This is a genomic window from Glycomyces harbinensis (assembly GCF_900101745.1).
GTDB classification, from domain to species: domain Bacteria; phylum Actinomycetota; class Actinomycetes; order Mycobacteriales; family Micromonosporaceae; genus Glycomyces; species Glycomyces harbinensis.
In genome coordinates this window covers 730,984-756,187 of the sequence record NZ_FNAD01000001.1, presented here as the reverse complement: position 1 = coordinate 756,187, position 25,204 = coordinate 730,984, and the positions used below count along the sequence as shown (strand labels likewise).

Genomic DNA, 25,204 nt, shown 5'->3' with positions numbered 1-25,204 from the left:
CCCCGGTCACGCGGTCCCGGCCGCTCCCCCTCCTTGCCGGGCAGGGGGAGCGGCCGTACCGCGCTCGATGAGGCGCACGCCGAGCGTGGTGTGGTGCTCCGGCCGCGCCTTCCCCGCCAGGCGGTCCATAATGAGCCGCACCGTCTCCGCGGCCTTGTCCGGCAGGTCCTGCGCCACGGTGGTGAGCTTCGGGGTCACGTACACGGCCAGGTCCGAGTCGTCGTAGCCGATCACCGACACGTCCCCGGGCACCGACCTGCCTTCGGCCGCAAGGCCTTCGATGAGGCCTATGGCGAGGATGTCGGCCGTGGTGAACACCGCCGTCACGTCGGGCCGCTCGCGGGTGAGTCGCCGCCCGTAGGCCAGGCCGCCCGCGTGCGTGGTCTCCACATCGGCCACCAGCGACTGGTCGAACGCGATCCCGTTGGCCTCCAGGACGGTCCGGTAGCCCTCGAAGCGCTGGCGCACGACGCCCGTCGCAGAGAAGGCCGGCCCCGCGAACGCGATCCTCCGGTGCCCCAGGGCGACGAGGTGCGACACGGCCTGCTCGGCCCCGCCGAAGTCGTCCGAGCGGACGCCGAGCGCGAGCGGGTTCTCCGAATAGGAGTCCATCGCCACCAGGGCGACGTCGCCGACGACGCCCGCGGTGAGCCGGTCGATCTCGGGGTCGTTGAACCCCAGCAGGACCGCGCCGTCCAGCTGCCACGAGCGCAGCGCCTCGGTGATCTCGGCGCGGTGCGCGATGCCGCGCAGCATCAGGTGGTAGTCGAGCTGACGCAGCTCGCGTTCGAGCGTGCCGATTGCCTCGACGGTGTGGGGGCTGATGGTCAGGCTGGTCCGGTCCTCGGCGGGGACCAGGAGGCCCACCAGCCGCGAGGACTTCGCCGCGAGGCTCCGGGCCGAGGCGCTGGGCACGTAGCCGCGGTCCTTGACGATCCGCAGGATGCGCTCGCGGGTGGCCGCCGAGACCCGGGCCTGCTTCCCGTTGACGACATTGGACACGGTCATGAGACTGACGCCCGCCTCGGCGGCGATGTCCTTCAACGTGACGGCCAACAGGACCCCTCTCCAAGCGCGTCCGCCCATCGGGCAAACGCTGTCGCGACGGATGCCGGAAATCCGCCGTTGACAAGTGTGACATCCACGGTTTAAGCTTCCGAACTAGGTATAGCGCTAAACCTATCATGTGCTGGGGATTCACCATGTTCCGGCCCATACCAGCGTGGCCTTGCACAGCGAAACGACGAGGAACGGAGCGACATTGCACTCGGCACAGCGAACCGACAGCGCCGCCGAATGGTGGCGGAACGCGGTGATCTACCAGGTCTACCCGCGCAGTTTCGCGGACGCCGACGGCGACGGCACCGGCGACCTCGCGGGCGTCAGGCAGCACCTGCCCTACCTCGCCGAACTCGGCGTCGACGCGTTGTGGTTCACCCCCTGGTACCGCTCGCCGCAGGCCGACGGCGGCTACGACGTGGCCGACTACCGCATGATCGACCCCGCCTTCGGGACCCTCGAAGACGCGGAAGCGCTCATCGGCGACGCCCTCGCGCTCGGCATCCGCACCATCGTGGACGTCGTCCCCAACCACGTCTCGGATCAGCACGCCTGGTTCCAGGAAGCGCTCGCCGCCCCACCCGGCGATCCGGCCCGCGAGCGCTTCTGGTTCCGCGACGGCAAGGGCCCCGGCGGCGACGAGATGCCCACGCAGTGGACCTCCAGCTTCGCCGGGAACACGTGGACCCGGACCGAGGGCCCCGACGGCAAGCCCGGCCAGTGGTATCTCCACCTGTTCGCCCCCGAGCAGCCCGACCTCAACTGGAACCACCCCGACGTCGTCGCCGAGCACGAAGCGGTGCTCCGCTTCTGGTACGACCGCGGCGTCGCCGGCATCCGCATCGACTCCGCGGCCCTCATCGCCAAGGACCCCGAACTGCCCGAGGTCCAGGACCACCACGAGCCCGGCCGGCACCCCCACCTCGACCGCGACGAGCTCCACGACGTCTACCGCGGCTGGCGCAAGGTCGCCGACTCCTACGGGGACTCCAGGTTCCTCGTCGGCGAGGTCTGGCTGGCCGACACCGAGCGGTTCATGCTCTACCTGCGCGACGACGAGATGCACATGGCCTTCAACTTCGACTTCATGACCCGTCCCTGGGACGGGGCGTCGCTGGAGGAGTCCATCCGCACCACCATCGCCTCCCACGCCGGGGTGAGCGCCCCGCCCAGCTGGGTCCTCTCCAACCACGACGTGACCCGACCGGTCACCCGCTACGGCCGCGAGGACTCCTCGTTCGCGTTCCTCGCCAAGCGCTTCGGCACCCCCACCGACCTCGAACTCGGCGCCCGCCGCGCCCGCGCCGCGGCGCTGCTCACCGCGGCGCTCCCCGGCGTCCTCTACATCTACCAGGGCGACGAGCTCGGCCTGCCCGAAGTCGAGGACCTCCCCGAGGGCGTCCGCGAGGACCCGATGCACTTCCGCTCCGGCGGCGTCGACCCCGGCCGCGACGGCTGCCGGGTCCCCCTGCCCTGGACCGCGACCGGCCCGACCTTCGGGTTCAGCGGCGAGGCCGACACCGCCACGTGGCTGCCCCAGCCCCAGGACTGGGGCGCCCACGCCGCCGAGGCCCAGGAGTCCGACCCGGACTCCTTCCTCACCCTCTACCGCGAGGCGATCCGCCTGCGCCGCGGCGAACCCGCGCTGCGCGGCGACGCCTTCGCATGGGCCCAGACCGAATCCGGCGTCCTCGCCTTCCGGCGGGGCGAGGACGTCACCTGCGTCGTCAACTTCGCCGACGCGCCGGCGGACCTGCCCGCCCACACCGAGGTGCTGCTCGCCAGCGGCCCGCTCAAGGACGCCTCGGGCGGTGTCCGACTGCCGAAGGACACCGCGGTGTGGCTGCGGACCTGACCGCCGACCCCTCTCTCACCAGTAACCGCAACAAGGAGCAACCGATCATGACAACCTCTCGCGCAGCGGCCGCCGTCGCAGCGGCCGCCCTCACCGCCCTGGGCCTCGCCGCCTGCTCGGACGACGAACCCGACGACGGGCGCACCCACATCACCGTCACCATCGACGCCGGGCTCGAACAGGACGCCATCGACGCGTTCGACAAGCGCATCGAGCAGTTCGAGGAGGCCAACCCCGACATCGCCGTCGAGCGCCAGGAGTACACCTGGACCGCCGGGACCTTCACCGCCCAGCTCGCGGGCGGCACCCTCCCCGACGTCTTCGTCGTCCCCTTCACCGACGGACGCGGCCTCATCGAGCGCGGCCAGATCGCCGACATCGGCGACCTCACCGCCGAACTGCCCTACCGCGACTCGTACAACCCGAACATCGCCGCCGCCGGCGAGGACCCCGAAGGCGACATGTGGGCCATCCCCATCGCCGCCTACGGCCAAGGGCTGCACTACAACCGCACCCTCTTCGAGGCCGCCGGACTCGACCCCGACGCCCCGCCGACCACCTGGGCCGAGGTCCGCACCGCCGCCGACACCATCAGTGCCGAGACCGGCGAGGCCGGCTACGCGGTGATGACCAACGACAACACCGGCGGCTGGATCCTCACCACCGTCGTCAACGCCCTCGGCGGGCGCACCGACGACGGCGCCGGCACCGCCACCATCGACACGCCCGCCATGCGCCAGGCCCTGGAAGACCTCCAGGCCATGCGCTGGGAGGACGAGTCGATGGGCGACAACTTCCTCTACGACTGGGCCGGCATCAACCAGGACTTCGCCTCCGGCCGCATCGGCATGTACGTCTCCGGCGGCGGCAACTACGGGAACCTGTTCACCCAGAACGCCCTCAACCCCGACGACTACGGCCTCACCGTGCTCCCGCTGGCCGACGACCCGAACTCGGGCGTCCTCGGCGGCGGCACCCTCGCCGCCGTGAGCCCCGACGCCGAAGCCGACGAGGCGGCCGCCGCCGTCGAGTGGATCGACTTCTACTACATGGAGAAGCTCACCGTCCAGGAGGCCGCCGTCGCCGACGCCGAGGTCAAGGCCGAGACCGGCCAGCCCGTCGGCGCCCCGGAGCTCCCGGTGTTCGACAAGGCCACCTACGACGAGGTCCAGACCTGGATCGCCGAATACGTCAACGTGCCCGTCGAGCAGATGGCGCCCTACACCGGGCAGGTCTTCGACCAGCCCCTGCTCAACGAGCCGACCGTCGCCACCCAGGAGGTCTACGCCGTCCTCGACACGGTCGTCCAGACCGTGCTCACCGAAGAGGACGCCGACGTCGACGCCCTCCTGGAGACGGCGCAGACCGAAGCCCAGGCCGCGATCGACGCCGCCGCGTAGCGAAAGACCGACATGACCTCGATCGACACCCGCCCCGCCGGTGTCACCGGCGACCGGGCCAGGCCGCAGAACGCGGCCCGGCCCGGCCGCCGGGGCGGCCTGCTCGCCCGCGCCCGCGGCGGACTCCCCACACTGGTGTTCCTGGCGCCCATGCTCATCGTCTTCGGCGTGTTCTCCTGGCTCCCCATCGGACGCGCCGTCGTCATGAGCTTCCAGCGCACCAACCTCGTCGCCGACCCCGTCTTCGTCGGGGTCGCGAACTTCCAGCAGGTCTTCGCCGACCCGCAGCTGTGGACCGCCGTCCAGAACACCGGCTACTTCGCGCTCCTGGCGCTGCTCTTCGGCTACCCGATCCCGCTCGTGGCCGCCGTCCTCATGAGCGAGGTCCGCAAGATGCGCGGCCTGTTCAGCGCCCTCGCCTACCTCCCGGTCGTGGTGCCGCCCGTCGTCGCCGTCCTGCTGTGGAAGCTGTTCTACGACGCGGGCGAGGACGGCGTGTTCAACACGATCCTCGGCTGGGCCGGCCTCGGCCCCTTCGCATGGCTCCAGGACGCCGACATCGTCATGCCCTCGCTGGTGCTCGAGGCGACCTGGGCCGCCGCCGGCGGCACCGTCATCATCTACCTCGCCGCCCTCACCGGCGTCGACCCGAGCCTCTACGAGGCCGCCGAGATCGACGGCGGCGGCGTGTGGCGCAAGCTCTGGCACATCACGCTCCCGCAGATCCGCGGCATCCTGCTCATCACCTTCATCCTCCAGATCATCGGCACCGCGCAGGTCTTCCTCGAACCGTTCCTGTTCACCGACGGCGGACCGGCCAACCGGACCCTCACGCTGCTGCTGCTCATCTACCGGTACGCGTTTACCAACTCGCTCGGCGGCGACTACGGCGCCGCGGCCGCCCTGAGCCTCATGCTCGCCGTGGTCCTGACCGCCTTCTCCGTGCTGTACTTCCGTCTCACCCGATCCTGGAGCAGCTGATGGGATCCACTGGTCTGAAAAGCGCGGCCGACAGGGGCCTGCTCGCCCCCACCGACTGGAAGCGCCCCAGCGTCCGCTGGAGCACGCGCCTCGCCCACGGCGCGCTCCTGGCCGGCCTCGCCATCGCCGGACTCGGCCCGATGCTGTGGCTCGCCAAAGCGGCCGTCACGCCCACCCAGGACACGCTTCGCGAACCGATGGCGCTGTGGCCGAACGGCTTCGACTTCGCCAACCTCGCCGAGGCCTGGACCCGCGTCGAGATCGACAAGTACTTCCTCAACACGATCGCCCTCGCCGCCGGGTCCTGGGCCGTGCAGCTCCTCGTCGCCGCCACCGGCGGCTACGCGCTCGCGATCCTGCGCCCCCGCATCGGCAAGGTCATCTCCGGCGCGGTCCTCGCGACCCTGTTCGTGCCCAGCGTGGTCCTGCTCGTCCCGCTCTACCTCACGATCCTCGACCCGCCCGTGGTCGGCACCTCGATGCTCAACACCTTCTGGGCGGTCTGGCTCCCCGCCGGGGCCAACGCGTTCAACGTGCTGCTCATGCAGCGCTTCTTCGCGAACCTCCCCAGGGAGATATTCGAGGCGGCCAGAGTGGACGGCGCCGGACCCTACCGCGTGTTCTGGTCGATCGTGCTGCCCATGTCGCGCCCGATCATCGGCGTGGTCTCGGTCTTCGCCGTCATCGCCTCCTGGAAGGACTTCCTCTGGCCGATGCTGGTGCTGCCCGACCCGGAGCTCCAGCCGCTGTCGGTGCGCCTGCCGATCCTCCAGCAGTTCGTGGAACTGGACGTGTTCCTCGCGGCGCTGGCGATCTCCTCGCTCATCCCGATCGCGCTGTTCCTGATCTTCCAGCGCCTGTTCCTCAACGGAGCGAGCCTCGGCGGCGCCGTCAAGGGCTGATGGCGAAGGGCCGCACGGCACTGCGGCCTCCAGGGCCCGCCGGAGGACTCCCGATCCGGGAGTCCTCCGGCCGGTCCTCGCCCGAATTCATCCTATTGACAATGGTCTATCCCGGTGATAAAAAGATAAGACTATTTAGAGAGAGCGCTCTCTCGGTGTCCCGTCTTCATCGCCGAGCGTCACGCTCCCTCTCCCGCGGAACGAGAGGACGCCTCCGTGAGCACACCCCCAGACCCCGCAACGACCCGGCCGCGCCGCGGCCGGACCGTTCGCCTCCTCGCCCTGGCCGTCGCCGCGATGGCGGCCGCCGCGACCATCACCGTCAACCTCGACCGCGACGCCGACGCCCAGGACGTCGACGCCCAGGACGTGCAGGCCATGGCGCTGACCTGGAGCGACGAGTTCAACGCCGCCGCCGGCACCGGACCGAACTCGTCCAAGTGGCGCTTCGACACCGGCGGCGGAGGCTGGGGCAACAACGAGCACCAGTACTACACGAACTCCACGAGCAACGCCGCCCACGACGGCAACGGCAACATGGTCATCACCGCCCGCCGCGAGAACCCGTCCAACTACCAGTGCTGGTACGGCACCTGCACGTACACCTCGGCGCGCCTGCTCACCTCCGGCACCTTCACCCAGGCGTACGGACGGTTCGAGGCCCGCATCCAGATCCCGCGCGGCCAGGGCATCTGGCCCGCGTTCTGGATGCTCGGCGACGACCTCGGCTCGGTCGGCTGGCCGCAGAGCGGCGAGATCGACATCATGGAGAACGTCGGCTACGAGCCGAACACCGTCCACGGCACCCTCCACGGCCCCGGCTACTCCGGCGGCGCGGGCGTCGGCGGGGCCTACACGATCGGCGAGCCCTTCGCGAACGGCTTCCACACGTTCGCGGTCGACTGGTCGCCGAACTCGATCACCTGGTCGGTCGACGGCGTCAACTACCAGACCAAGTCCACCGCCGACATCGGCGGCAACGAGTGGGTCTTCGACCACCCGTTCTTCATGATCATGAACGTCGCGGTCGGCGGGAACTGGCCCGGCTACCCCGACGGCACCACGCAGTTCCCGCAGCAGATGAAGGTCGACTACGTCCGCGTCTACTCGGGGGCGACCAGCTCGGGCGGGACCATCACCGGCCTGGCCGGCAAGTGCCTCGACGTCGAAGGCTCCGGCACCGCCGACGGCACGCCGGCGCAGCTGTACCGCTGCAACGGCACCGCCGCCCAGCAGTGGACCTTCGCGAGTGACGGCTCCCTTCGCGCCCTGGGCAAGTGCCTGGACGTCGCCGGCGGCGGGACCGCCGACGGGACGGTGGTCCGCATGTGGACCTGCAACGGCTCCGCGGCCCAGAAGTGGGTCCTCTCCGGAGCGAACGACCTGGTGAACCCGCAGGCGAACAAGTGCCTCGACGTCCCATGGGCCAACTCCGCCGACGGGACGAACCTCCAGATCGTCACGTGCAGCGGCAACGCGGCGCAGAAGTGGTACCGGGCCTGATCCGGAAGAGATGAGGGCGGGGCGGACGCGACACGCATCGCGTCCGCCCCGATTTTCATGGGAGACCGGTCTTCTCGCGGCCCTACGCGAGCGGGTACGCCTCGTCGAGCGCGAGGTTCAACTCCACGACGTTCACCGCGGGCTCGCCCATGAAGCCGAGGAACCGGCCCGTGGTGTGCTCCTCGACCAGCGACTCGATCGCCCCGGCGTCCGCGCCCCGCTCGGCCGCGATCCGCTCGACCTGGAGGTCGGCGTACTCGGGGCTGATGTGCGGGTCCAGGCCCGAACCCGAGGCGGTCACCGCGTCGGCCGGGACGGCCGGCTCGCCGCTCCCGCCCTCGACCGGCGTGATGAGGGCCTTCGCGTAGTCCTCGCCGTACTCGGCGCATTCGACCTGCACGCCTTCGTATTCGGCGATGAACGGGGCCTCGACCGCGCCGCACGCCTCGTTGAGGCTCACCGCGCGCACGACCTCGCCCGTCGTGCCTTCGGAGTAGAACACCCCGAGGACCGCGCCGACGGCGCTTTCACCTGAGTCGGCGCAGTACGGCCTGGAGCCGTCCACGCCCTCGCGCTCGCCGACCGCGAACGACCGCTCGCACACCTGCGTGAGCAGGCTCTTGGCGGCGTTCTCGTCGCCGTCCCAGCCGAGTCCGGGGTCCGGCAGGACGTCGACCACGTTCTCGGGGCCCAGGTTCGAGGCGCCCGAGACGAGCGGGTCGTAGTCGCCGGCCTCGCCGGCGGCCATGGACGGGCGCGACTGGAAGTACGCCAGGAGCGCCTCGCCCTCGTCGTCGGTGAAGGACTGGCCCAGGAGCGAGGAGCCGACGACGGCGCCGTCCTCGGCGTAGACGAGCGATCCGTCGGCCCTGTCGTTCAGGCCGGGGAGTTGGGCGGCCGCGAGGACCGCCAGCGGGTAGAGGATGCCGGTGACCGCCGTCAGCACCAGCAGGGCCCGCAGGGCCGCGAGGTGCTGGGAGATCCAGCGAGGTAGACGTGCCATTTATCCGATCCCGGGAATGAGTGCGACCAGCAGGTCGATGAGTTTGATGCCGATGAACGGGGTGACGATCCCGCCGAGGCCGTAGACCAGCAGGTTCCTGCGCAGGAGCGCGGAGGCCGAGCCGGGCTTGTAGGCGACGCCCTTGAGCGCCAGCGGGACGAGCGCGATGATGACGAGCGCGTTGAAGATGATGGCCGAGATGATCGCCGACTCCGGGCTGTCGAGGCGCATGATGTTGAGCGCGTCGAGCCCGGGGTAGACCGCGGCGAAGATCGCCGGGATGATCGCGAAGTACTTGGCGATGTCGTTGGCGATGGAGAACGTCGTCAACGCCCCGCGGGTCATCAGGAGCTGCTTGCCGATGGCGACGATCTCGATGAGCTTGGTCGGGTCCGAGTCGAGGTCGACCATGTTCCCGGCCTCTTTGGCCGCCGAGGTGCCCGTGTTCATCGCGACGCCGACGTCGGCCGCCGCGAGGGCGGGCGCGTCGTTGGTGCCGTCGCCGGTCATGGCGACCATGCGCCCGGCGTCCTGCTCGCGCTTGATGAGGGCCATCTTGTCCTCGGGCTTGGCCTCGGCGAGGAAGTCGTCGACGCCGGCCTCGGCCGCGATGGCCTTCGCGGTGCGCGGGTTGTCGCCGGTGACCATGACGGTGCGGATGCCCATGGCGCGGAGCTTCGCGAAGCGCTCGGCCATGCCCTCCTTGACGACGTCCTTGAGGTAGATGACGCCCAGGACCCTCGCCTGCTCGCCCACCTGGTGTTCGGCCACGACCAGCGGCGTGCCGCCCTCGCGCGAGACCTGGTCCACCAGATCGTCGATGCGCGGGTTCGGGTCGCCGCCCTCGGTGCGGACCCACTCGATCACGGACGCCGCGGCGCCCTTGCGGATGCGGTGCACCGAGCCGTGCTCGTTCAGGTCCACACCGGACATGCGGGTCTGGGCGGTGAACTCGATCCACTCGGCGTGGGCCAGCTCGCCGCCGGTGCGCTCGCGCAGGCCGTAGGCCTCCTTGGCGTACACCACGATCGAGCGGCCCTCGGGGGTCTCGTCGGCGAGGCTGGAGAGCTGCGCGGCGTCCGCGAGCTCCTGCGCCTCGACGCCGGGAACGGCCAGGAACGAGCTCGCGCGGCGGTTGCCGTAGGTGACGGTGCCGGTCTTGTCCAGCAGCAGCGTGTCGACGTCGCCGGCGGCCTCGACGGCCCGCCCGGACATCGCCAGCACGTTGCGCTGCACGAGCCGGTCCATGCCCGCGATGCCGATGGCGCTCAGGAGCGCCCCGATGGTGGTCGGGATGAGGCACACCAGGAGCGAGACCATGACGATCCCGGTCACGCCGTTGCCGTCGAGCACCGCGGAGTCGGGCGCGGCGGCCATGTAGTCCTTGGCGAAGATCGCCGCGGGCTGCATGGTCACGACGGCCAGCAGGAAGATGATCGTCAGCGCCGCGAGCAGGATGTTCAGGGCGATCTCGTTGGGCGTCTTGCGACGCTCGGAGCCCTCGACGAGGGCGATCATGCGGTCCAGGAAGGACTTGCCGGGCTCCTGGGTGATCTTGACGACGACCCAGTCCGAGAGGACCTTGGTGCCGCCCATGACCGCGGACCGGTCGCCGCCGGATTCGCGGATGACGGGAGCGGACTCGCCGGTGATCGCCGACTCGTCCACACTCGCGATGCCGGTGACGACGTCGCCGTCCCCGGGGATGGTCTCGCCGGCCACGACCAGGACGTAGTCGCCGCGCTTCAACTCGGGCGCGGCGACCTCGACCGTCTCCACCTTCGGGGAGGCGATGTCGGGGTCCTGCACCGCGAGCTTGCGGGCGACGGTGTCGGTCTTGGCCTTGCGGAGGCTGTCGGCCTGGGCCTTGCCGCGGCCCTCGGCGATCGCCTCCGCGGCGTTGGCGAAGAGCACCGTGAGCCACAGCCAGACCGTGATGGTCCAGGCGAAGAGGGTCGGGTCGATGATCGCGAGGACGGTCGTGAAGACCGCCCCGATCTCGACGATGAACATGACAGGGTTGCGCCACATGACGCGGGGATCGAGCTTGCGGAAGGCCGCGGGCGTGGACTTGATCCATTGTTTCGGATCGAGCAGTCCGTTTCGGGTCTTCGGAGCCACAGTAGCCATTGAGGACATGTGCGGGAAACTCCTATTGCAGACCGTCGGCCAGCGGGCCGAGGGCGAGGACGGGCAGGAAGGTCAGCGCGACGAGAATGACGGTCACGCCGACGACCATGCCTACGAACAGCGGCTTGTGGGTGGGGAACGTGCCGGCGGTGGCCGGGACCGGCTTCTGCTTCGCCAGCGAGCCGGCGAGAGCGAGGACCAGGATGATCGGCAGGAACCGGCCGAACAGCATGCACAGCCCCAGCGCGGTGTTGAACCACGGCGTGTTCGCGCCGAAGCCGCCGAACGCGGAGCCGTTGTTGTTCGACGCGGAGGCGAAGGCGTACAGCATCTCCGAGAATCCGTGCGGGCCCGGGTCCTGCATGGAGTCCAGGTTGACCGGGAGGGCCAGCGAGGCGGCGACGCCCGAAAGGAGCAGCGCCGGGGTCACCAGGAAGTACAGGCTCGCGAGCTTGATCTCCCGGGCCCCGATCTTCTTGCCCAGGTACTCCGGGGTGCGCCCGACCATGAGCCCGGCGATGAACACGGTGATGGTGGCGAGCACGAGCATCCCGTAGAGGCCCGCGCCGACGCCGCCGGGTGCGACCTCGCCGAGCATCATGTTCAGGATCAGGACCCCGCCGCCGAACGACGTGTACGAGTCGTGGAACGAGTTCACCGAACCGGTCGAGGTCAGCGTGGTCGCGGCGGCGAAGAGCCCGGAGTCGGGCACGCCGAAGCGCACTTCCTTGCCTTCCATGGCGGCCGTGACCGCCTGCGGGACGGTGCCGTTCGCGAAGGACTCGAAACCGACGACCAGGCTCACCGAGACGAGCGCGATGATGCCCATGACGGCGGCGATGGCGTAGCCCTGGCGGTTCTGGCCGACCAGGCGCCCGAAGGTGCGCGGCAGCGAGAACGGGATCACCAGCAGCAGGTAGATGATGACGAAGTTCGTCCAGGTGGTCGGGTTCTCGAACGGGTGGGCCGCGTTCGCGTTGTAGTAGCCGCCGCCGTTCGTGCCGAGGTTCTTGATCGCCTCCTGGCCGGCGACGAGCCCGCCGGTGATGGTCTGGGTGTCCCCGGTGGAGGTGGTGGCGCTGGTGAAGTCGGTGAGGTTCTGGATCGCGCCCCCGGCGACCAGCACGATCGCGGCGACGAAGCTGATCGGCAGCAGCACCCACAGCGTGATGCGGGTGAGGTCGACCCAGAAGTTCCCGAGCTTGTCGGTGGCCTTGCGGGCGAAGCCTCGCACCAGGACCACGGCGACGGCGATGCCGACGGCGGCGGACACGAAGTTCTGCACGGCCAGTCCGGCGGCCTGGACGAAGACGCCCATGGTCGCCTCGCCGGAGTACGCCTGCCAGTTCGTGTTGGTCGTGAAGCTGACCGCGGTGTTCCAGGCCAGGCCCGGCTCGACCCCGGCGAAGCCGTTGCCGAACGGCAGCGAGCCCTGGACCCGCTGGAAGAGGTAGAGCACCGCGATGCTCACGGCCGAGAAGGCCAGCACGCTGCGGGCGTAGCCGACCCAGTTCTGCTCGGTGCCCGGGCGGGCGCCGATGAGGCGGTAGACGCCCCGCTCGACCTTGCGGTGGTGCTCGCGGGTCACGACCCGGTACATGTAGTCGCCGAGCGGCTTGTAGCTCGCGGCCAGCGCCGCGATCATCGCGGCGATGAAGACGACGCCTGCGGTGGTCTCGCTCATCAGAAGCGCTCCGGTTTCAGCAGCGCGATGACGAGGAAGACGCCGAGGAGGACGGCGAGGACGAGGCCGATGGCGTTGACGGCGCTCACAGCTTCTCCACCGCCTTGACGACGAGGGCGAGGACGATGAAACAGACCACCGTCAGTGCCAGATAGGCGAGATCGGGCATTGCTTCCTTCTTCTCTGCGTTCAGGGGGCGCGGCCCGTGGCCGCGCCGCCGGGTCGGGGGCGAGCACCCGGCGAATCCGAGTGAACGCCGAGCTGAGGCGGTTGCCTAGAGGACCTGACGGCTTCCCTACGCGGGCGGCGCCGTTCTTGACGGCCGTCTGACAACGATTCGCAAGAGCCTCGAAACACACCTAATCACTCAAATCACTGACAAGGCGGACTCCACGCTCGTACAGTGCGTTCATAACCGGGTTCGCTCCAGCGGGCCCGACGGCCGACCAGCTCAGTTCCTGCCATGCGACGCGATCTGGTCCCCGGTGGCGCCGACCGCGTTCGGGTCGGCGCCACCGGTCGTTCTCCACTCTCGACTCGACCCGGTCCCTCCGCGGACCCGGCACGTCTCACTCGCGGGTGTATGTGGGACGGTCACAGTCACGGATCTGGCAAGATGTCCCAGTCGCACTGGGTGCCACGAGACAACGGAAGCGACTCCTGACCGTCTAAGTGACGAAAGAAGCTCAAATGCACACTCCCCCCTGCCAGTCCCGTGCGCGGACGGAGGTCGCCCGATGGTCGACATGACCTGGTTCGAGGCCATCGTGCTCGGGATCGTCCAGGGCCTGACCGAGATGCTGCCGATCTCCTCCTCGGCGCACCTGCGCCTCACCTCGGCGCTGTTCTTCGAGGAGGACGCCGGCGCCTCCTTCACCGCGGTCACGCAGCTGGGCACCGAGACGGCGGTCCTGCTCTACTTCTGGAAGGACATCGTCCGCATCCTCGTCGCCTGGTGGAAGGGCCTGTTCGACAAGCGGCTGCGCGGCGAGACCGACTACCGGCTCGGCTGGTACGTCATCCTCGGAACCCTGCCGATCGTGTTCTTCGGGCTCGTCTTCAAGGACGCCATCCGCGAGGGCGCCCGCAACCTGTGGCTGGTCTCCTTCAGCCTCATCTTCTTCGGGCTCCTGCTCGCGCTGGCCGAACTCGTCGGCCGCAAGACCCGCTCCTGGGACGACTTCAGGCTCAAGGACGGCCTCATCCTCGGCTTCGCGCAGGCGGCCGCGCTCATCCCGGGCGTCTCGCGCTCGGGCGGCACCATCACCGCGGGCCTGTTCATCGGCCTCGACCGCTCGGTGGCGGCCAGATACTCGTTCCTACTGGCGATCCCGGCCGTCTTCGGCGCGGGCATCCTGAGCCTGGGCGACGTGTTCGACCCCGCCGCCGAAGGCTCGGTGCCCAGCGGCGCCCAGATGCTGGTGGCGACGATCATCGCGTTCTTCGTGGGCCTCGCGGCCGTGCACTGGATGCTCAAGTGGGTCGCGAAGCACAGCGTCTTCATCTTCGTCTGGTACCGCTGCATCCTCGGCGTCGCCGTGATCATCATGCTGGAGACGGGCTACCTCGCCGCCACCTGACCCCAACGCGCGCAAAGAGGGCCGGTCGTTCGACCGGCCCTCTTCCGCTGCGTCGGCGGCCCGCTACGTCCGGCGCGACTCGGCCGCGGCGAGCGACGCGATCGACCCGAGCAGGATCAGCGAACCCGCCCCGGTCGCGACCGTGAACGGCTCGCCGAGGAACGCGACCGCCAGGAACGCGGCCGTGACCGGCTCGATGAGCATCATGACCGAGGCCGTCGTCGCCCGCACCAGGGCGGTGCCCGCGAAGTAGAACGGGTACGCCAGCGCGGTGGTGAACGCCGCGAGGTAGGCCAGGATCAGCACCGTCCGCAACGCGCCGTCGCCCTGCGGCGCGAGCCCTTCGAGCCAGGCGGGCACCAGCAGCACGGCCGCGCCGATCCCGAAGGACCACATGGTGAGCGTGAACGGGTCCTCGCCGTCGCCGGAGCGCCCGGTGAGGCGGCCCAGGAGCGTCACCGCCGCGTACCCGGCGGCCGACACCAGCGAGAACGCGACGCCGGACGGCTCGACGACGCCGGGCGCGTTGCCGCCCACCAGGACGGCGAGTCCGGCGAGCGCCCCGGCCACGGCGACGAGCCCGCCGCGTCCGAGCCGCTCCCCGAGGAGGAGCCGGCTGCCGACGGCGGTGAGGATCGGACCGGACCCCAGCGTCAGCAGCGTGGCCGCCGCGACGCCGGTGGCCTCCACGGCCGCGAAGTAGGCGGTCTGGAAGACCGCCATGCCGACGCCCACGCAGATCAGCAGCGCGGCCCGGCGGGGGAGCGGCCTGGTCGAAGCGGCCTTCGCCGGTCGGTCCCGCCTCTTGCGCGGCCTGACCGCGGTGAAGGCCAGGAGCAGTGCGAGGCCGCCGAGGTGGCGCCAGAACGAGACGGCCGCGGGGCCGAGGTCCCCGGCGCGGTAGATGAGGTCGGCGGCGGCGCCGGTGGTGCCCCAGGCGAGCCCGGTGACGGTGAGGAAGGCGAGGCCGCGCCTGGCGGACCCGGCTGCGACCTCGCGCGCGGAGGGCGCGTCGAGGATCGGTCGGACGGTTGACATGAGTGCTCCAGAGGAGAGTCGAGGAAACAGTGCTCTCGTCTGCGGGCACGACCGTCACGCGCGCCGTCGTAAAGCGGCGCGCGGCAATGGAATCAGATGCCCGCCTTAAACGGCGGGCGGGGGAAGCTGCATGGTGGGCATGTGAAGCACCCTACCGTCCGCGGGCCCGTTCCCTCACATGCGTCCCAGCCCTCGGCGCAGCCGTTCGAGCCCGTCCTCGATGACCGCTTCGGGCTTGCAGAAGGTGAACCGGACTTCGGGGCGCGCCACCTGCCCGTCCGCGTAGAAGACCTGGTTCGGGACCGCGACGACGCCGCACTTCTCGGGCAGCGCGAGGCAAAACGCCATGCCGTCCTCGTAGCCGAACGCCTCGACGCCGGTGGTCACGAAGTAGGTGCCCTCGGGGCGGTGCACGGTGAAGCCCAGGTCCGCCAGGCCGTCGGCCAGCAGGTCGCGGCGGCGCTGGTAGCCCTCGAGCAGGTCGCGGTAGTACTCGTCCCCGGAGGCGAGCGCGGTGGCGATCCCGTACTGGAACGGCGTGCCCGACGCGAACGACAGGTACTGCTTCACGGCCTTGACCCGGTCGACCAGGTGCGCGGGCCCTGAGGCCCAGCCGATCTTCCAGCCCGTGAGCGAGAAGGTCTTCCCGCCCGAGCCGATGGTGACCGTCCGGTCCCACATGCCCGGCAGCGTCGCGAGCGGCACGTGCTCGCGGCCGTCGAACACCAGGTGCTCGTACACCTCGTCGGTCACCGCGACCAGGTCGTTCCCGACCGCGAGCGCCGCGACGGCCTCCAGCTCGGCGCGCGTGAACACGGTGCCGGTGGGGTTGTGCGGCGAGTTCACCAGGATCACGCGGGTTCGCGCGGTCACGGCCGCGCGGAGCCGTTCGCGGTCGGGCCGGTAGCCGGGCGCCTCCAGGCGCACCGGCACCAGGACGCCGCCGGCCATCTCGATGCACGCCTTGTAGGAGTCGTAGCACGGTTCGAACGCGATCACCTCGTCGCCGGGTTCGACCAGGGCCAGCATCGACGCCGCGATCGCCTCCGAGGCGCCGGCGGTGACCACGACGCCGTCGCCCGGGTCGGGCTCCAGTCCGTACCAGTGGCGCTGGTGCTCGCTGATCGCCTGGCGCAGTTCGGGAATGCCGGGCATCGGCGGGTACTGGTTGCGGCCCTCGCGCATGGCGGCCGCGGCCGCCTCGACGATGTGCGCGGGCCCGGACTCGTCGGGGAAGCCCTGCCCCAGGTTCACCGCGCCGTGCTCCTGCGCGAGCGCCGACATCAGCGTGAAGATCGTGGTCTGGGGCCGCCGGGCCTGGCCGGGTCCGTTCATGGTTCCTCCTCCGCGCGAACCCCGCCATCATCCCGGCAGCCCCCGCCCGGCCCGGGCCCGGCCCCTCAGGGCCACCGCCCGTCGTCCCGCGCCGCCGCGATCGCCGCGTGCCCGGGCGGGCGCATCCGCCCGGCCCCGACGAGCGCTTCGGCGATGCCCCGGTTGCGCGCCGACCACGGGCTGCGGGCCCGGCGCGGCGAGTACCGCTGGAGGAACGAGTCGCCGTCGAGCGCCTTGCGGTGCCCGTCGATCCACCCGAAGCACAGCGCCGACTCCAGCGCCGGGCCGATCCGCAGGCGCCCTGCCGGGGACGACTCCTTCCCGATCCGCAGCCAGGCCTCGCCCTCGCCGTGATGCTCCCGGAGCCAGGCCTCCCATGCGGCGGCGTCGGGGAAGTCGAGCACGGTCACGACGCCTCCCGCGCGGCGAGCACGTCCAGGTAGTGCTGGTTGTACATGAGGCCGAAGACGTTCCCGAACGGGTCCACGAAGGACGCGGTCACGAACCCGGGCCCGCGCACGGTCTTGGGCTCGTACTCCTCGGCTCCCAGGGCGGTCATCCGCTCGATCGCGGCGTCGAGGTCGTCCACGTGCCAGTTCGCGATCTCCCCGCCCGGCGCGGCGCCCATGTCGTGCGGCGCCCAGCTGCCCTTGACGATCCCCAGCTCATGCAGGTAGTCGCCGACGCGGAACTCGATGTACCCGTCCGCGACCTCGAAGTACGGCGGCAGGCCCAGGAGTTCGGTGTACCAGGCCTTGGCGGCCTCCAGGTCCTCGGCGAAGTAGGTGATGGTCGACAGTCCGCGAATCATGACGGCTCCTCGTTGCTCGTTGTCGATCCCAAGGTAGAGGCCATTGCGGAAGATTCGCTTCCGCAATAGGTGCGATGATTCGGGAATGTTGGAGACCTCCGCGCGGCTGCTGCGCGTCCTCGCCCTCTTGCAGGCGCAGCGCGAATGGACGGGCGCGGCGCTGGCCGAACGCCTGGACGTGACGACCCGGACCGTGCGCAGCGACGTCGACCGCCTGCGCCGCCTCGGATACCGGGTCGGTTCGACGCCCGGGGTCGCGGGCGGGTACCGCCTCGAAGCGGGGAACGCCGTGCCGCCCCTGCTGCTCGACGACGAGGAGGCGATCGCCGTCGCCGTGGGGCTGCGCGCGGCCGCCTCGGGCTCGGTGGCCGGGATCGAGGAGACCTCACTGCGGGCGCTGGTGAAGCTCGAGCAGACCATGCCCTCGCGCCTGCGCCGCCGCATCGACGTGCTGCGCTCGGCGACCGCCTCGGCCGCCGCGTCGGGACCGACCGTGCCCGCGGCGACCCTCACCGCTATCGCCGAGGCGATCCACCGCCGCGAGCAGCTGCGCTTCGACTACCTCGACCGGGCGGGGGAGGAGACGCGGCGGCGGGCCGAGCCGCACCGCCTGGTCTACACCGGACGGCGCTGGTACCTCCTCGCCTGGGACGTCGACCGCGGCGACTGGCGGACCTTCCGCGCCGACCGCATCGCGCCGCGGACCCCCAACGGCCCGGGGTTCGCCCCGAAGGACCCGCCCGAGGACGCGGTGGACCACGTCCTGCGGGGGATCGGCCGGGACGCCTGGAGGCACCGGGCGCGCATCCGGCTGCGGATGTCGGCCGAAGCCGCGGCCGAGGCGCTGCCGCCCGGCAGCGGCCTGCTCGAACCGGTGTCCGACGAGGAGTGCCTGCTGCGCACCGGCAGCGACTCCCTGCCGGACCTGGTGAACTACGTCAGCTCGCTCGACGTGCCCTTCACCGTCGAGAGCCCGCCGGAACTGCGCGACCTCCTGCGCCGCCTGGCCGAGCGCTACGCCGAAGCGGCCGGACCGCCGCCGTAGCTCAGCCGCCGGGGCAGCGGTTGTCGCCGCCGCTGCGCTCGATGCAGTAGCCGGGCCCCTCCTGCTCGACGGGCGCCTCGCCCTCCGGGAGGAACAGGTCCCGGACGCCGCTCTGCACGGCCAGCATGTACACGAGGAACAGCGCGACGACCGTGAAGACCGCCGCCGTCCTCCGGTGCCGGCCCAGCGCGGCGAGTGCGGCGATCGCGAGCGGGCCCGCGACGGCGACGATCGCGGCCGCGCGCATGTACCCGTCCGCCGCCGCCTGGTCGGCCGCGGTCGGCAGGTCCCCGGCGAAGCTCAGTCCCGCCTCCAGCCCGTGGCCGAAGAGGACCGGCACGGCGAACAGCCAGAGAACGGCCGCGAGCGCCACGAGGCCTCCGAAACGCCGGCGCCGCTCGGTCCGCTCCGACGGGTCCATTCCAGGGAACTCCATAGCGCCAGTGTCGCCGGTCGGTCAACCGCCGAACCGGGCGAATCGGGCCCGGTTCGTAGGGTCTCCACAACACCCGGACGACTTCCGGGGCGAATGCCCGGGATATTCCTCGCTTTCCTCCAAACGGTCGTAGACGATCGCGCATCCATCGTGGCGTCGCGGGGATGGGTTTCGAGTCCTTCATCGACTTGACTGGGGGACATGAGCATCGAAACCACCGGCACCATCCTCGTCACCGGCGCCACCGGCAAGGTCGGCCGCCGCCTCGTCCCGCTGCTGCAAGCGGCCGGGCACGACGTGCGCGCCGTCTCGCGCCGCACCCCGATCCCCTTCGACTGGCACGACGACTCGACCTGGGCCGCGGCCCTCGACGGCGTCGCCGCGGTCTACCTGATCCCGCCGGACGAGCCGTTCCCCGCCGACGCCTTCGCGGCCGCGGCCGCCGAGGCGGGCGTGCGCCGCCTGGTCTCCCAGTCGGGCCGGCGCATCCACGTCGTCACCGAGGCGGCGGGCGTCGGACCCGAAGCCGTCGGGATGCACGCCGCGCAGAACGCCGTGCAGGCCTCGGGCCTCGAATGGACCGTCTTGCAGGCCAACAACTTCAACCAGAACTTCAGCGAGGGCGACTACCGGGACGCGCTCCTGGCCGGAGACCTGGCGCTGCCCGTCGAAGGCGTCGTGGAGCCGTTCATCGACGTGGACGACATCGCCGCGGTCGCGGCCGCGGTCCTGACCGAGGACGGCCACCACGGCAGGGTCTACGAACTGAGCGGACCCGAGTCGCTGCCGTTCGCCGAGGCCATGGACGTCATCGCGAAGGCCTCCGGCAATGCCGTCGCCTTCCACACGGAGAGCCCCGAGGACCACGACGCCGCGATGCGGGCCATGGGCCTGCCCGCCGATCTCATCGCGTTCCTCAACGTCATGTTCCAGGTGATGCGCGAAGGCAAGATCGAGGACGTGGCCGACGGCGTCTCCCAGGTCCTCGGCCGCGAGCCGGTCGCCTTCGCCGACTGGGCCGCCCGCGCCGCCGCCGAAGGCGCCTGGTCCCGAGCGTGAGGGACCCGGCCGGGCCCGCGCTCAGTCGCGCGCGGGTTCGGCCGGACCGCGCACCCGGTCGAGGTACGCGGCTATCGCGTCGCGGTTCTTCAGCACGCACTCGGCCTTGCGGGTCATGCGGTCGCGCTGCTCCTCGAGCTGCGCGAGCAGCCCGGGGTCGGGCACGGGGAAGTGGATGTCCTCGCCTCCCGACAGGCACGGCAGGATCAGCTTGATGATCTTGATCGGGATGCCCGCCTCCAGCAGGTCCCGGACCCGGCCGACCCGCGCCACGTCGTCCTCGCCGAAATGGCGGTAGCCGTTCGGCGAGCGCTCGGCGGTGATGAGCCCGTGCTGCTCGTAGTAGCGCAGCAGCCGCGGCGACGCGCCGGTGCGCTCCGCCAGCTCGCCGATCCTCATGTGGGCCACCTCACCGCATTCGCCATGGACCTTGACATTAGTGTCAAGGTTCAACACTAGACCGCATGAGTCGAACGACCACCGCGACCACCGCGGACGCGCCCGCCCCGGCCCGCCTGCCCCTCTCCGGCCTCCTGGCGCTCTCCACGGCCGTGTTCATCACCGTCATCACCGAGGCCCTCCCCGCCGGCCTCCTCCCCGGGATGCGCGCCGACCTCGGCGTCAGCGCCTCCGCCATGGGCCAGGCCGTCACCGTCTACGCCGTCGGCACCGCGCTGACGGTGATCCCGCTGGCGACCCTCACCGCCGGATGGGGCCGCAGACCGGTGCTCCTGCTCGCCATGGGCGGCTTCCTCGCCGCCAACACCCTCACCGCCGTCTCCGACGACTACGCCCTGACCATGGCCGCGCGCTTCGTCGCCGGCACGGCCGCCGGACTCTCCTGGGCGATCATGGTCGGCTACGCCCGCCGCATGGCCCCGCCCGCCTTGCAGGGCAAGGCCATCGCCGTCGTCATGGCCGGCATCCCGCTCGCCCTCGCTCTCGGCGTCCCCGCCGGGACGTTCATGGGCGGCGCCATCGGGTGGAGGGCGTCCTTCGCGGTCATGTCCGCGCTCGCCCTCGCCGCGACGGCCTGGATCATCACCGTCGTCCCCGACTTCCCGGGCCGCCGCGCCGAGCACCGCACCCCGGTCCTGCGCGCGATCGCCCTCCCCGGCGTGCCCGCGATCCTGGCCGTCATCGCCCTCTACGTGATCGCCTACAACGTGCTCTACACCTATATCGCGACCTACCTCGAGCACCTCGGCATGGGCGGCGACATCGACACGGTCCTGCTGGTCTTCGGCGTCGCCTCGATCCTCGGCATCTGGGTCGTCGGCGCCCGCATCGACCGGCGGCTGCGCCACCTCGCCATCGCCGCCGCGGCCCTGGTCGCCCTGGCCGCCACCGGACTCGCCGTCCTGACCGACGACCCGCTCCTCGTCTACGCCGCGGTCGCCCTGTGGGGCCTGGGCCACGGCGGCGTCCCCACCCTCCTCCAGACCGCCGCCGGACTGGCCGGCGCGAAGGCCGCCGACGAGGTCCAGGCCGCCGTCGTGACCCTGTGGAACGCCGCCACCGCGGCCGGCGGCGCCCTCGGCGGCCTCCTCCTGGTCTGGCACGGCCCGATCGCGCTGCCCTGGACCGTGGCCGTCCTCGGCGTCCCGGTCCTCGTCCTGGTCGTCGCGGCCCGCCGCCGCGCCTTCCCGCTCGTCTACCGCACCGACTGACCCGCCGCGACCGCCGCCTGAACGGCGGACCGGGACGGCTCCAGAACCGCCTATCCGCGCCGGCGCCGCCTCGCCCACCACAGCAGCTGCAACGCCACGCCGATCAGGGGGATGCCGACGTACACGGCCGCGACCAGGTAGTCGTCGTTGAACGGGATGTCGGGGTGCTGCCCGGTCTCCGACCACAGCAGCCACTCGCGGAAGACCCCCAGCACCACGCAGGTGAGCGCCGCCGCGCCGTAGGCGATCCGCCTGGACGGCAGCGGGATCGCGGCCGCGACGAACGCGGCGGCCAGGAACAGGAACCAGACCAGGAGCTCGACCGGCGCCGTCTCCCCCGAGTTGTCGTAGCTGTAGGAGAACCCCGCGGCCCACATGGAGGCCGCGATGCACACGAGGAGCCCGGTCTCGGCGGTGACCGTGTCGCTCCTGCCGCGCGGCAGGAGCCACGACGCCAGGACGAGGGCGACCGCCGGCAGCGCCATGACCGCGAAGCCGACCACCGCCGCTGCGGTCCCCTCGCCTCCGCCGCCCATGCACAGCGTGGCGCCCCAGCTGAGGAACGCGACGTACCACGCGATCTGGCCGGCGGTCGGGCGCTCGGTCCTGAGGGCGAACACGACGGCGGCGACGGCCACGGCGAACACGGCGACCCGGGGCAGCGCCCATATCTCGAAAAGTTCCATGTCCACAGTCTGCGCACCCGCCGCCATCGCCCGACTACGGGCTTCGTGCCATCGTTGTCGCCCCTCCACGACAATGCGCGGCCGAACGCCCGATTCGCACCGAATCTTTCTCCGAACCCCACAAACGGTCACCGGCGCGTCGTCAACCGCTGACGCGTTGTACCGACGCGGGGCCGGTTCGCGCTTATCCTGAGGACACGGCCGCCTCCCAGCGCCCTCGCGAGACGACGGCCGCCCCTCCGGAAGAGAAGGCAGCCATGTCCAAACTCCTCGTCACGCTGCGGCGCTCCGACGACCGCGACGCGGTCCGCGACTCCGGCATGGAGATCCTCGCCGAGTACCCCGACTCACTCCTCGTCTCCGGCACCGGGCGCCAGGCGCTCGACCTCGCCGGGCGCGGCGTCGAGACCGCCCCGCTGCCCGAGCAGCCCGTCCAGACCGCCGGAGCGACCTTCGCGTTCGCCGCGGCCCTCGACGCCCAGGAAGCCGTCACCCTCGAACCCGAACCCGGCCGCACCGCCTACTACCTCGTCAAACTCATCGGACCGCCCACGGCCGCATGGCTCTCCGAACTCACCGACGCCGGCGCCGAGATCCACGGCAGCCTCTCGGGCTTCACGCTCCTCGTCGGCGTCCTCCCCGAACGGGTCGGCGCCGTCCGCGCCCTCTCGCGCGTCGAGGAGGTCACCCCCTACCGCCCCGCCATGAAGGTCTCCCCGAAACTCCAGCCCGCGCGCCGCCGCGAGCAGGGCGCCGACCAGCTCGCCGCCGTCGACGCCGCCGACTTCGAGGACGACGGCCTCCAGATGATCGAGGTCGCCGTCTTCCCCGGCGAGGACACCGCCGCGCTGGCCGAGCGCCTCCGCGCCGCGGGCGGCACCGTCCTGACGGTCCTGCCCAAGTCGCTCGTCGCGAGCGTCCCGCGCGCCGTCATCGCCGCACTCGCCGACGTCGAGGGCATCCAGTCGATCGGGCCGTACGCCTTCTCGCAGAGCAGCAACGACCGCGCCGCCACCGTCATGGGCGTCCCCGTCGACCACGTGTTCGCCGGGCTCACGCTCGCCGGCGCGGGCCAGATCGTCGCGATCGCCGACTCCGGCCTCGACAACGGCGACCCCGAGACCATCCACCCCGACGTGCGCGGCCGCATCGCCGGACTCACCTCCTGGCCCACGCGCAAAGTCCTGGCGCCGTTCACGAACGACCCGCCCGGCCACGACGACGGCCCCGCCGACATCGAATCCGGCCACGGCACCCACGTCGCCGGTTCGGTGCTCGGCTCCGGCGACGCCGCGCGCGACGCCGAGGCCGGGCCCGTCCCCACCGGCATCGCCCCCGAAGCCCAGGTCTTCTTCCAGGCGATCAGCCAGCGCATCCGCTGGAAGTCCCGCGCCGAACTCGCCGCCGCGGGCCTCCAGCCCTTCACGGCCCCCTGGCCGCCGCCCGAATCGGGCCTGTACGGCATCCCCGGCGACATCGGGGCGCTGTTCGCCGAGGCCTACGCGGCGGGCGCCCGCGTCCACACCAACTCCTGGGGCGCCTCGCTGGCGGGGGAGTACGGCCAGAACGCCCGCTCCGTCGACGAGTTCACGTGGAACCACCCCGACATGCTCGTGCTCTTCGCCGCCGGCAACGACGGCGAGGACACCGACGCCGACGGCCGGATCGACGCCGACTCCATGGGCTCGCCCGGGACCGCCAAGAACTGCCTCACCGTGGGCGCGACCGAGAACGACCGCCCCAGCGGCTCCGACCCCGCCCCCGGAATGGACCGCGATTGGAGCGACTGGAACTCCTACCCCAAGCTCGGCGCCGCCGGCCACGTCTCGGACGAACCCGACGGCATGGCCGCGTTCTCCTCCCGCGGGCCCACCGACGACCTGCGGATCAAACCCGACGTGGTCGCGCCCGGCACCAACGTCCTGTCCATGCTCTCCTCGGTGTACGACGGCGACGGCGAGCCCCTGTGGGGGCGCCTGCCCGAGGGCCACCCGCTGCGCGACCGCTACTGCTGGAGCGGCGGCACCAGCATGGCGACGCCGCTCGTCGCCGGCGCCGCGGCCCTGGTCCGCCAGCACCTCGCCGCCCTCGGACACGTCGAGGACGGCCGCCGCCCCTCCAGTGCGCTCCTCAAGGCGCTCTTGGTGAACGGCGCCGTCGCCATCCCCGGCCAGTACCCCGGTGAGGTCCCCGAAGGCCCCAACCCGGTCAGCGGCTTCGGCCGCATCGACGTCGCCCGCACCGTCGGCGCGGCCCCGGTGCACCGCACCCGCTTCGCCGACGCGCCGACCGAAGCGGTCGCGACCGGCGAGATCCGCCGCTACCGCATCGAGGCCGCCGACCCGGACCTGCCGCTCAAGATCACGCTCGTGTGGACGGACGCGCCCTCGCTCGAAGGCCTCGGCGGCCTCGTCAACGAGCTGTACCTGCAACTGGAGACGCCCTCGGGCGAGGTCGTGAACTGGGACGCCAACCCGGCCACCCGATCCACGAACAACGTCCAGCAGATCACCGTCGCCTCTCCTGAGGACGGCGTCTACACCGTCCGGGTGCGCGGCGTGTCGGTCACGCAGCACTCCCCGGGCGCGGCCCCCACCGGGGACCTGCGCCAGGACTTCGCGCTGGCCGCGTCCAACGCGATGGCCGAAGGAGTGGAGGACGGGGCGATCGCCGCGATGACCCCCGCCGACTAGGCGAGGCGGCGCATCGGCGGGCGGTCCAGGATCTCGACGTACACGATCCGCTCGTCGACCACGTCGAGGATGAGCATGCCCCGCTCGGGGTCGAGCACGACGTTGCGGTGCCCGGGCCCGTACGGGGCCCCCTCGGGGTGCTCGCTCGTGCGGATGCTCTGGCAGTAGTCGTCGCCGCAGCCGCACGCGGCGACGAGCCGGATGTCCCGCACGGCGATCGACAGCCACTGCTCGCCCGCGGACTCCAGCAGCCGGACCAGCTCGTCGACGAGGTCCGGATAGACCTCCCGCACGAGCGGGTACGCGTCCTCCATGAAGGCGAGCCTAAGGCGGC

General features: G+C 71.3%; 23 protein-coding genes. 10 read left to right on the top strand and 13 right to left on the bottom strand.

What is annotated here, in order from left to right:
• Positions 1-6: 6 nt before the first annotated feature.
• The gene (locus BLQ63_RS03250; protein ID WP_091028230.1) at positions 7-1,056 is read right to left on the bottom strand and encodes a LacI family DNA-binding transcriptional regulator; all 1,050 of its coding nucleotides are present in this window, start codon (positions 1,054-1,056) and stop codon (positions 7-9) included.
• 205 nt (positions 1,057-1,261) lie between these two features.
• Between BLQ63_RS03250 and BLQ63_RS03245 the strand changes: the two genes are divergently transcribed.
• The 5 genes from BLQ63_RS03245 (at position 1,262) to BLQ63_RS03225 (ending at position 7,700) form a co-directional block, all read left to right on the top strand.
• Positions 1,262-2,914, top strand: coding sequence for a glycoside hydrolase family 13 protein (locus tag BLQ63_RS03245; RefSeq protein ID WP_091028226.1), 1,653 nt, complete (start codon positions 1,262-1,264; stop codon positions 2,912-2,914).
• 47 nt (positions 2,915-2,961) lie between these two features.
• Positions 2,962-4,314 carry an ABC transporter substrate-binding protein gene (locus BLQ63_RS03240; RefSeq protein ID WP_091028681.1) on the top strand — a complete coding sequence of 451 codons (1,353 nt, stop codon included), beginning with the start codon at positions 2,962-2,964 and terminating at the stop codon, positions 4,312-4,314.
• A gap of 12 nt (positions 4,315-4,326) precedes the next feature.
• Complete coding sequence (locus tag BLQ63_RS03235; protein WP_091028222.1) at positions 4,327-5,295, top strand: carbohydrate ABC transporter permease; 969 nt, start codon at positions 4,327-4,329, stop codon at positions 5,293-5,295.
• A complete protein-coding gene (locus tag BLQ63_RS03230) occupies positions 5,295-6,197 on the top strand; it encodes a carbohydrate ABC transporter permease (protein WP_091028218.1) in 903 nt (300 codons plus the stop codon). The genes BLQ63_RS03235 and BLQ63_RS03230 overlap by 1 nt, the downstream gene beginning before the upstream one ends.
• Positions 6,198-6,494: 297 nt before the next feature.
• The gene (locus BLQ63_RS03225; protein ID WP_091028214.1) at positions 6,495-7,700 is read left to right on the top strand and encodes a ricin-type beta-trefoil lectin domain protein; all 1,206 of its coding nucleotides are present in this window, start codon (positions 6,495-6,497) and stop codon (positions 7,698-7,700) included.
• A gap of 82 nt (positions 7,701-7,782) precedes the next feature.
• On the opposite strand, the gene BLQ63_RS03220 is transcribed toward BLQ63_RS03225, so the two are convergent.
• The 4 genes from BLQ63_RS03220 to kdpF are packed head-to-tail and all read right to left on the bottom strand — an operon-like array spanning position 7,783 to position 12,606.
• Positions 7,783-8,703 (bottom strand): potassium-transporting ATPase subunit C, encoded by a 921-nt coding sequence (locus BLQ63_RS03220; protein WP_091028210.1) that lies wholly within the window; start codon positions 8,701-8,703, stop codon positions 7,783-7,785.
• On the bottom strand, positions 8,704-10,833 hold the full coding sequence (gene kdpB, locus BLQ63_RS03215; protein WP_245680827.1) for a potassium-transporting ATPase subunit KdpB: 2,130 nt from the start codon (positions 10,831-10,833) through the stop codon (positions 8,704-8,706).
• Between the two features lie 22 nt (positions 10,834-10,855).
• Positions 10,856-12,517: a potassium-transporting ATPase subunit KdpA gene (gene kdpA, locus BLQ63_RS03210; RefSeq protein WP_091028201.1), complete on the bottom strand. Its 1,662-nt coding sequence runs from the start codon at positions 12,515-12,517 to the stop codon at positions 10,856-10,858.
• Positions 12,517-12,606, bottom strand: a complete 90-nt coding sequence (gene kdpF, locus BLQ63_RS27615; RefSeq protein WP_143014744.1) for a K(+)-transporting ATPase subunit F — start codon at positions 12,604-12,606, stop codon at positions 12,517-12,519. The genes kdpA and kdpF overlap by 1 nt, the downstream gene beginning before the upstream one ends.
• Before the next feature lie 657 nt (positions 12,607-13,263).
• On the opposite strand from kdpF, the gene BLQ63_RS03200 reads away from it, so the two are divergent.
• Entirely contained in the window at positions 13,264-14,097 is an 834-nt protein-coding gene (locus BLQ63_RS03200) for an undecaprenyl-diphosphate phosphatase (RefSeq protein WP_091028678.1), read from the top strand.
• Positions 14,098-14,160: 63 nt separating this feature from the next.
• On the opposite strand, the gene BLQ63_RS03195 is transcribed toward BLQ63_RS03200, so the two are convergent.
• The 4 genes from BLQ63_RS03195 to BLQ63_RS03180 form a co-directional block, all read right to left on the bottom strand.
• On the bottom strand, positions 14,161-15,135 hold the full coding sequence (locus BLQ63_RS03195) for a DMT family transporter (protein ID WP_091028193.1): 975 nt from the start codon (positions 15,133-15,135) through the stop codon (positions 14,161-14,163).
• 174 nt (positions 15,136-15,309) lie between these two features.
• Positions 15,310-16,470 carry a pyridoxal phosphate-dependent aminotransferase gene (locus BLQ63_RS03190; protein ID WP_091028189.1) on the bottom strand — a complete coding sequence of 387 codons (1,161 nt, stop codon included), beginning with the start codon at positions 16,468-16,470 and terminating at the stop codon, positions 15,310-15,312.
• Between the two features lie 65 nt (positions 16,471-16,535).
• Entirely contained in the window at positions 16,536-16,880 is a 345-nt protein-coding gene (locus tag BLQ63_RS03185; protein WP_091028185.1) for a YdeI/OmpD-associated family protein, read from the bottom strand.
• On the bottom strand, positions 16,877-17,281 hold the full coding sequence (locus BLQ63_RS03180) for a VOC family protein (protein ID WP_091028182.1): 405 nt from the start codon (positions 17,279-17,281) through the stop codon (positions 16,877-16,879). The genes BLQ63_RS03185 and BLQ63_RS03180 overlap by 4 nt, the downstream gene beginning before the upstream one ends.
• Positions 17,282-17,366: 85 nt before the next feature.
• Between BLQ63_RS03180 and BLQ63_RS03175 the strand changes: the two genes are divergently transcribed.
• Positions 17,367-18,326: a helix-turn-helix transcriptional regulator gene (locus tag BLQ63_RS03175; protein WP_091028179.1), complete on the top strand. Its 960-nt coding sequence runs from the start codon at positions 17,367-17,369 to the stop codon at positions 18,324-18,326.
• Position 18,327: 1 nt separating this feature from the next.
• On the opposite strand, the gene BLQ63_RS03170 is transcribed toward BLQ63_RS03175, so the two are convergent.
• Positions 18,328-18,762 carry a hypothetical protein gene (locus tag BLQ63_RS03170; protein WP_143014743.1) on the bottom strand — a complete coding sequence of 145 codons (435 nt, stop codon included), beginning with the start codon at positions 18,760-18,762 and terminating at the stop codon, positions 18,328-18,330.
• 201 nt (positions 18,763-18,963) lie between these two features.
• Between BLQ63_RS03170 and BLQ63_RS03165 the strand changes: the two genes are divergently transcribed.
• Positions 18,964-19,821, top strand: coding sequence for an NAD(P)H-binding protein (locus tag BLQ63_RS03165; protein WP_091028174.1), 858 nt, complete (start codon positions 18,964-18,966; stop codon positions 19,819-19,821).
• Positions 19,822-19,842: 21 nt separating this feature from the next.
• Here BLQ63_RS03165 and BLQ63_RS03160 read toward each other — a convergent pair whose 3' ends face one another.
• Entirely contained in the window at positions 19,843-20,220 is a 378-nt protein-coding gene (locus tag BLQ63_RS03160; protein WP_091028170.1) for a MerR family transcriptional regulator, read from the bottom strand.
• Positions 20,221-20,285: 65 nt separating this feature from the next.
• Here BLQ63_RS03160 and BLQ63_RS03155 point away from each other — a divergent pair, with 65 nt between their 5' ends.
• Positions 20,286-21,491 (top strand): MFS transporter, encoded by a 1,206-nt coding sequence (locus tag BLQ63_RS03155; protein ID WP_091028165.1) that lies wholly within the window; start codon positions 20,286-20,288, stop codon positions 21,489-21,491.
• Between the two features lie 50 nt (positions 21,492-21,541).
• Here BLQ63_RS03155 and BLQ63_RS03150 read toward each other — a convergent pair whose 3' ends face one another.
• A complete protein-coding gene (locus BLQ63_RS03150; RefSeq protein WP_143014742.1) occupies positions 21,542-22,177 on the bottom strand; it encodes a hypothetical protein in 636 nt (211 codons plus the stop codon).
• Positions 22,178-22,434: 257 nt separating this feature from the next.
• Here BLQ63_RS03150 and BLQ63_RS03145 point away from each other — a divergent pair, with 257 nt between their 5' ends.
• Entirely contained in the window at positions 22,435-24,870 is a 2,436-nt protein-coding gene (locus BLQ63_RS03145; RefSeq protein ID WP_091028158.1) for a S8 family serine peptidase, read from the top strand.
• Here the strand turns inward: BLQ63_RS03145 and BLQ63_RS03140 are convergent.
• A complete protein-coding gene (locus BLQ63_RS03140) occupies positions 24,867-25,184 on the bottom strand; it encodes a hypothetical protein (protein WP_218125028.1) in 318 nt (105 codons plus the stop codon). The genes BLQ63_RS03145 and BLQ63_RS03140 overlap by 4 nt on opposite strands.
• Positions 25,185-25,204 lie beyond the last annotated feature (20 nt).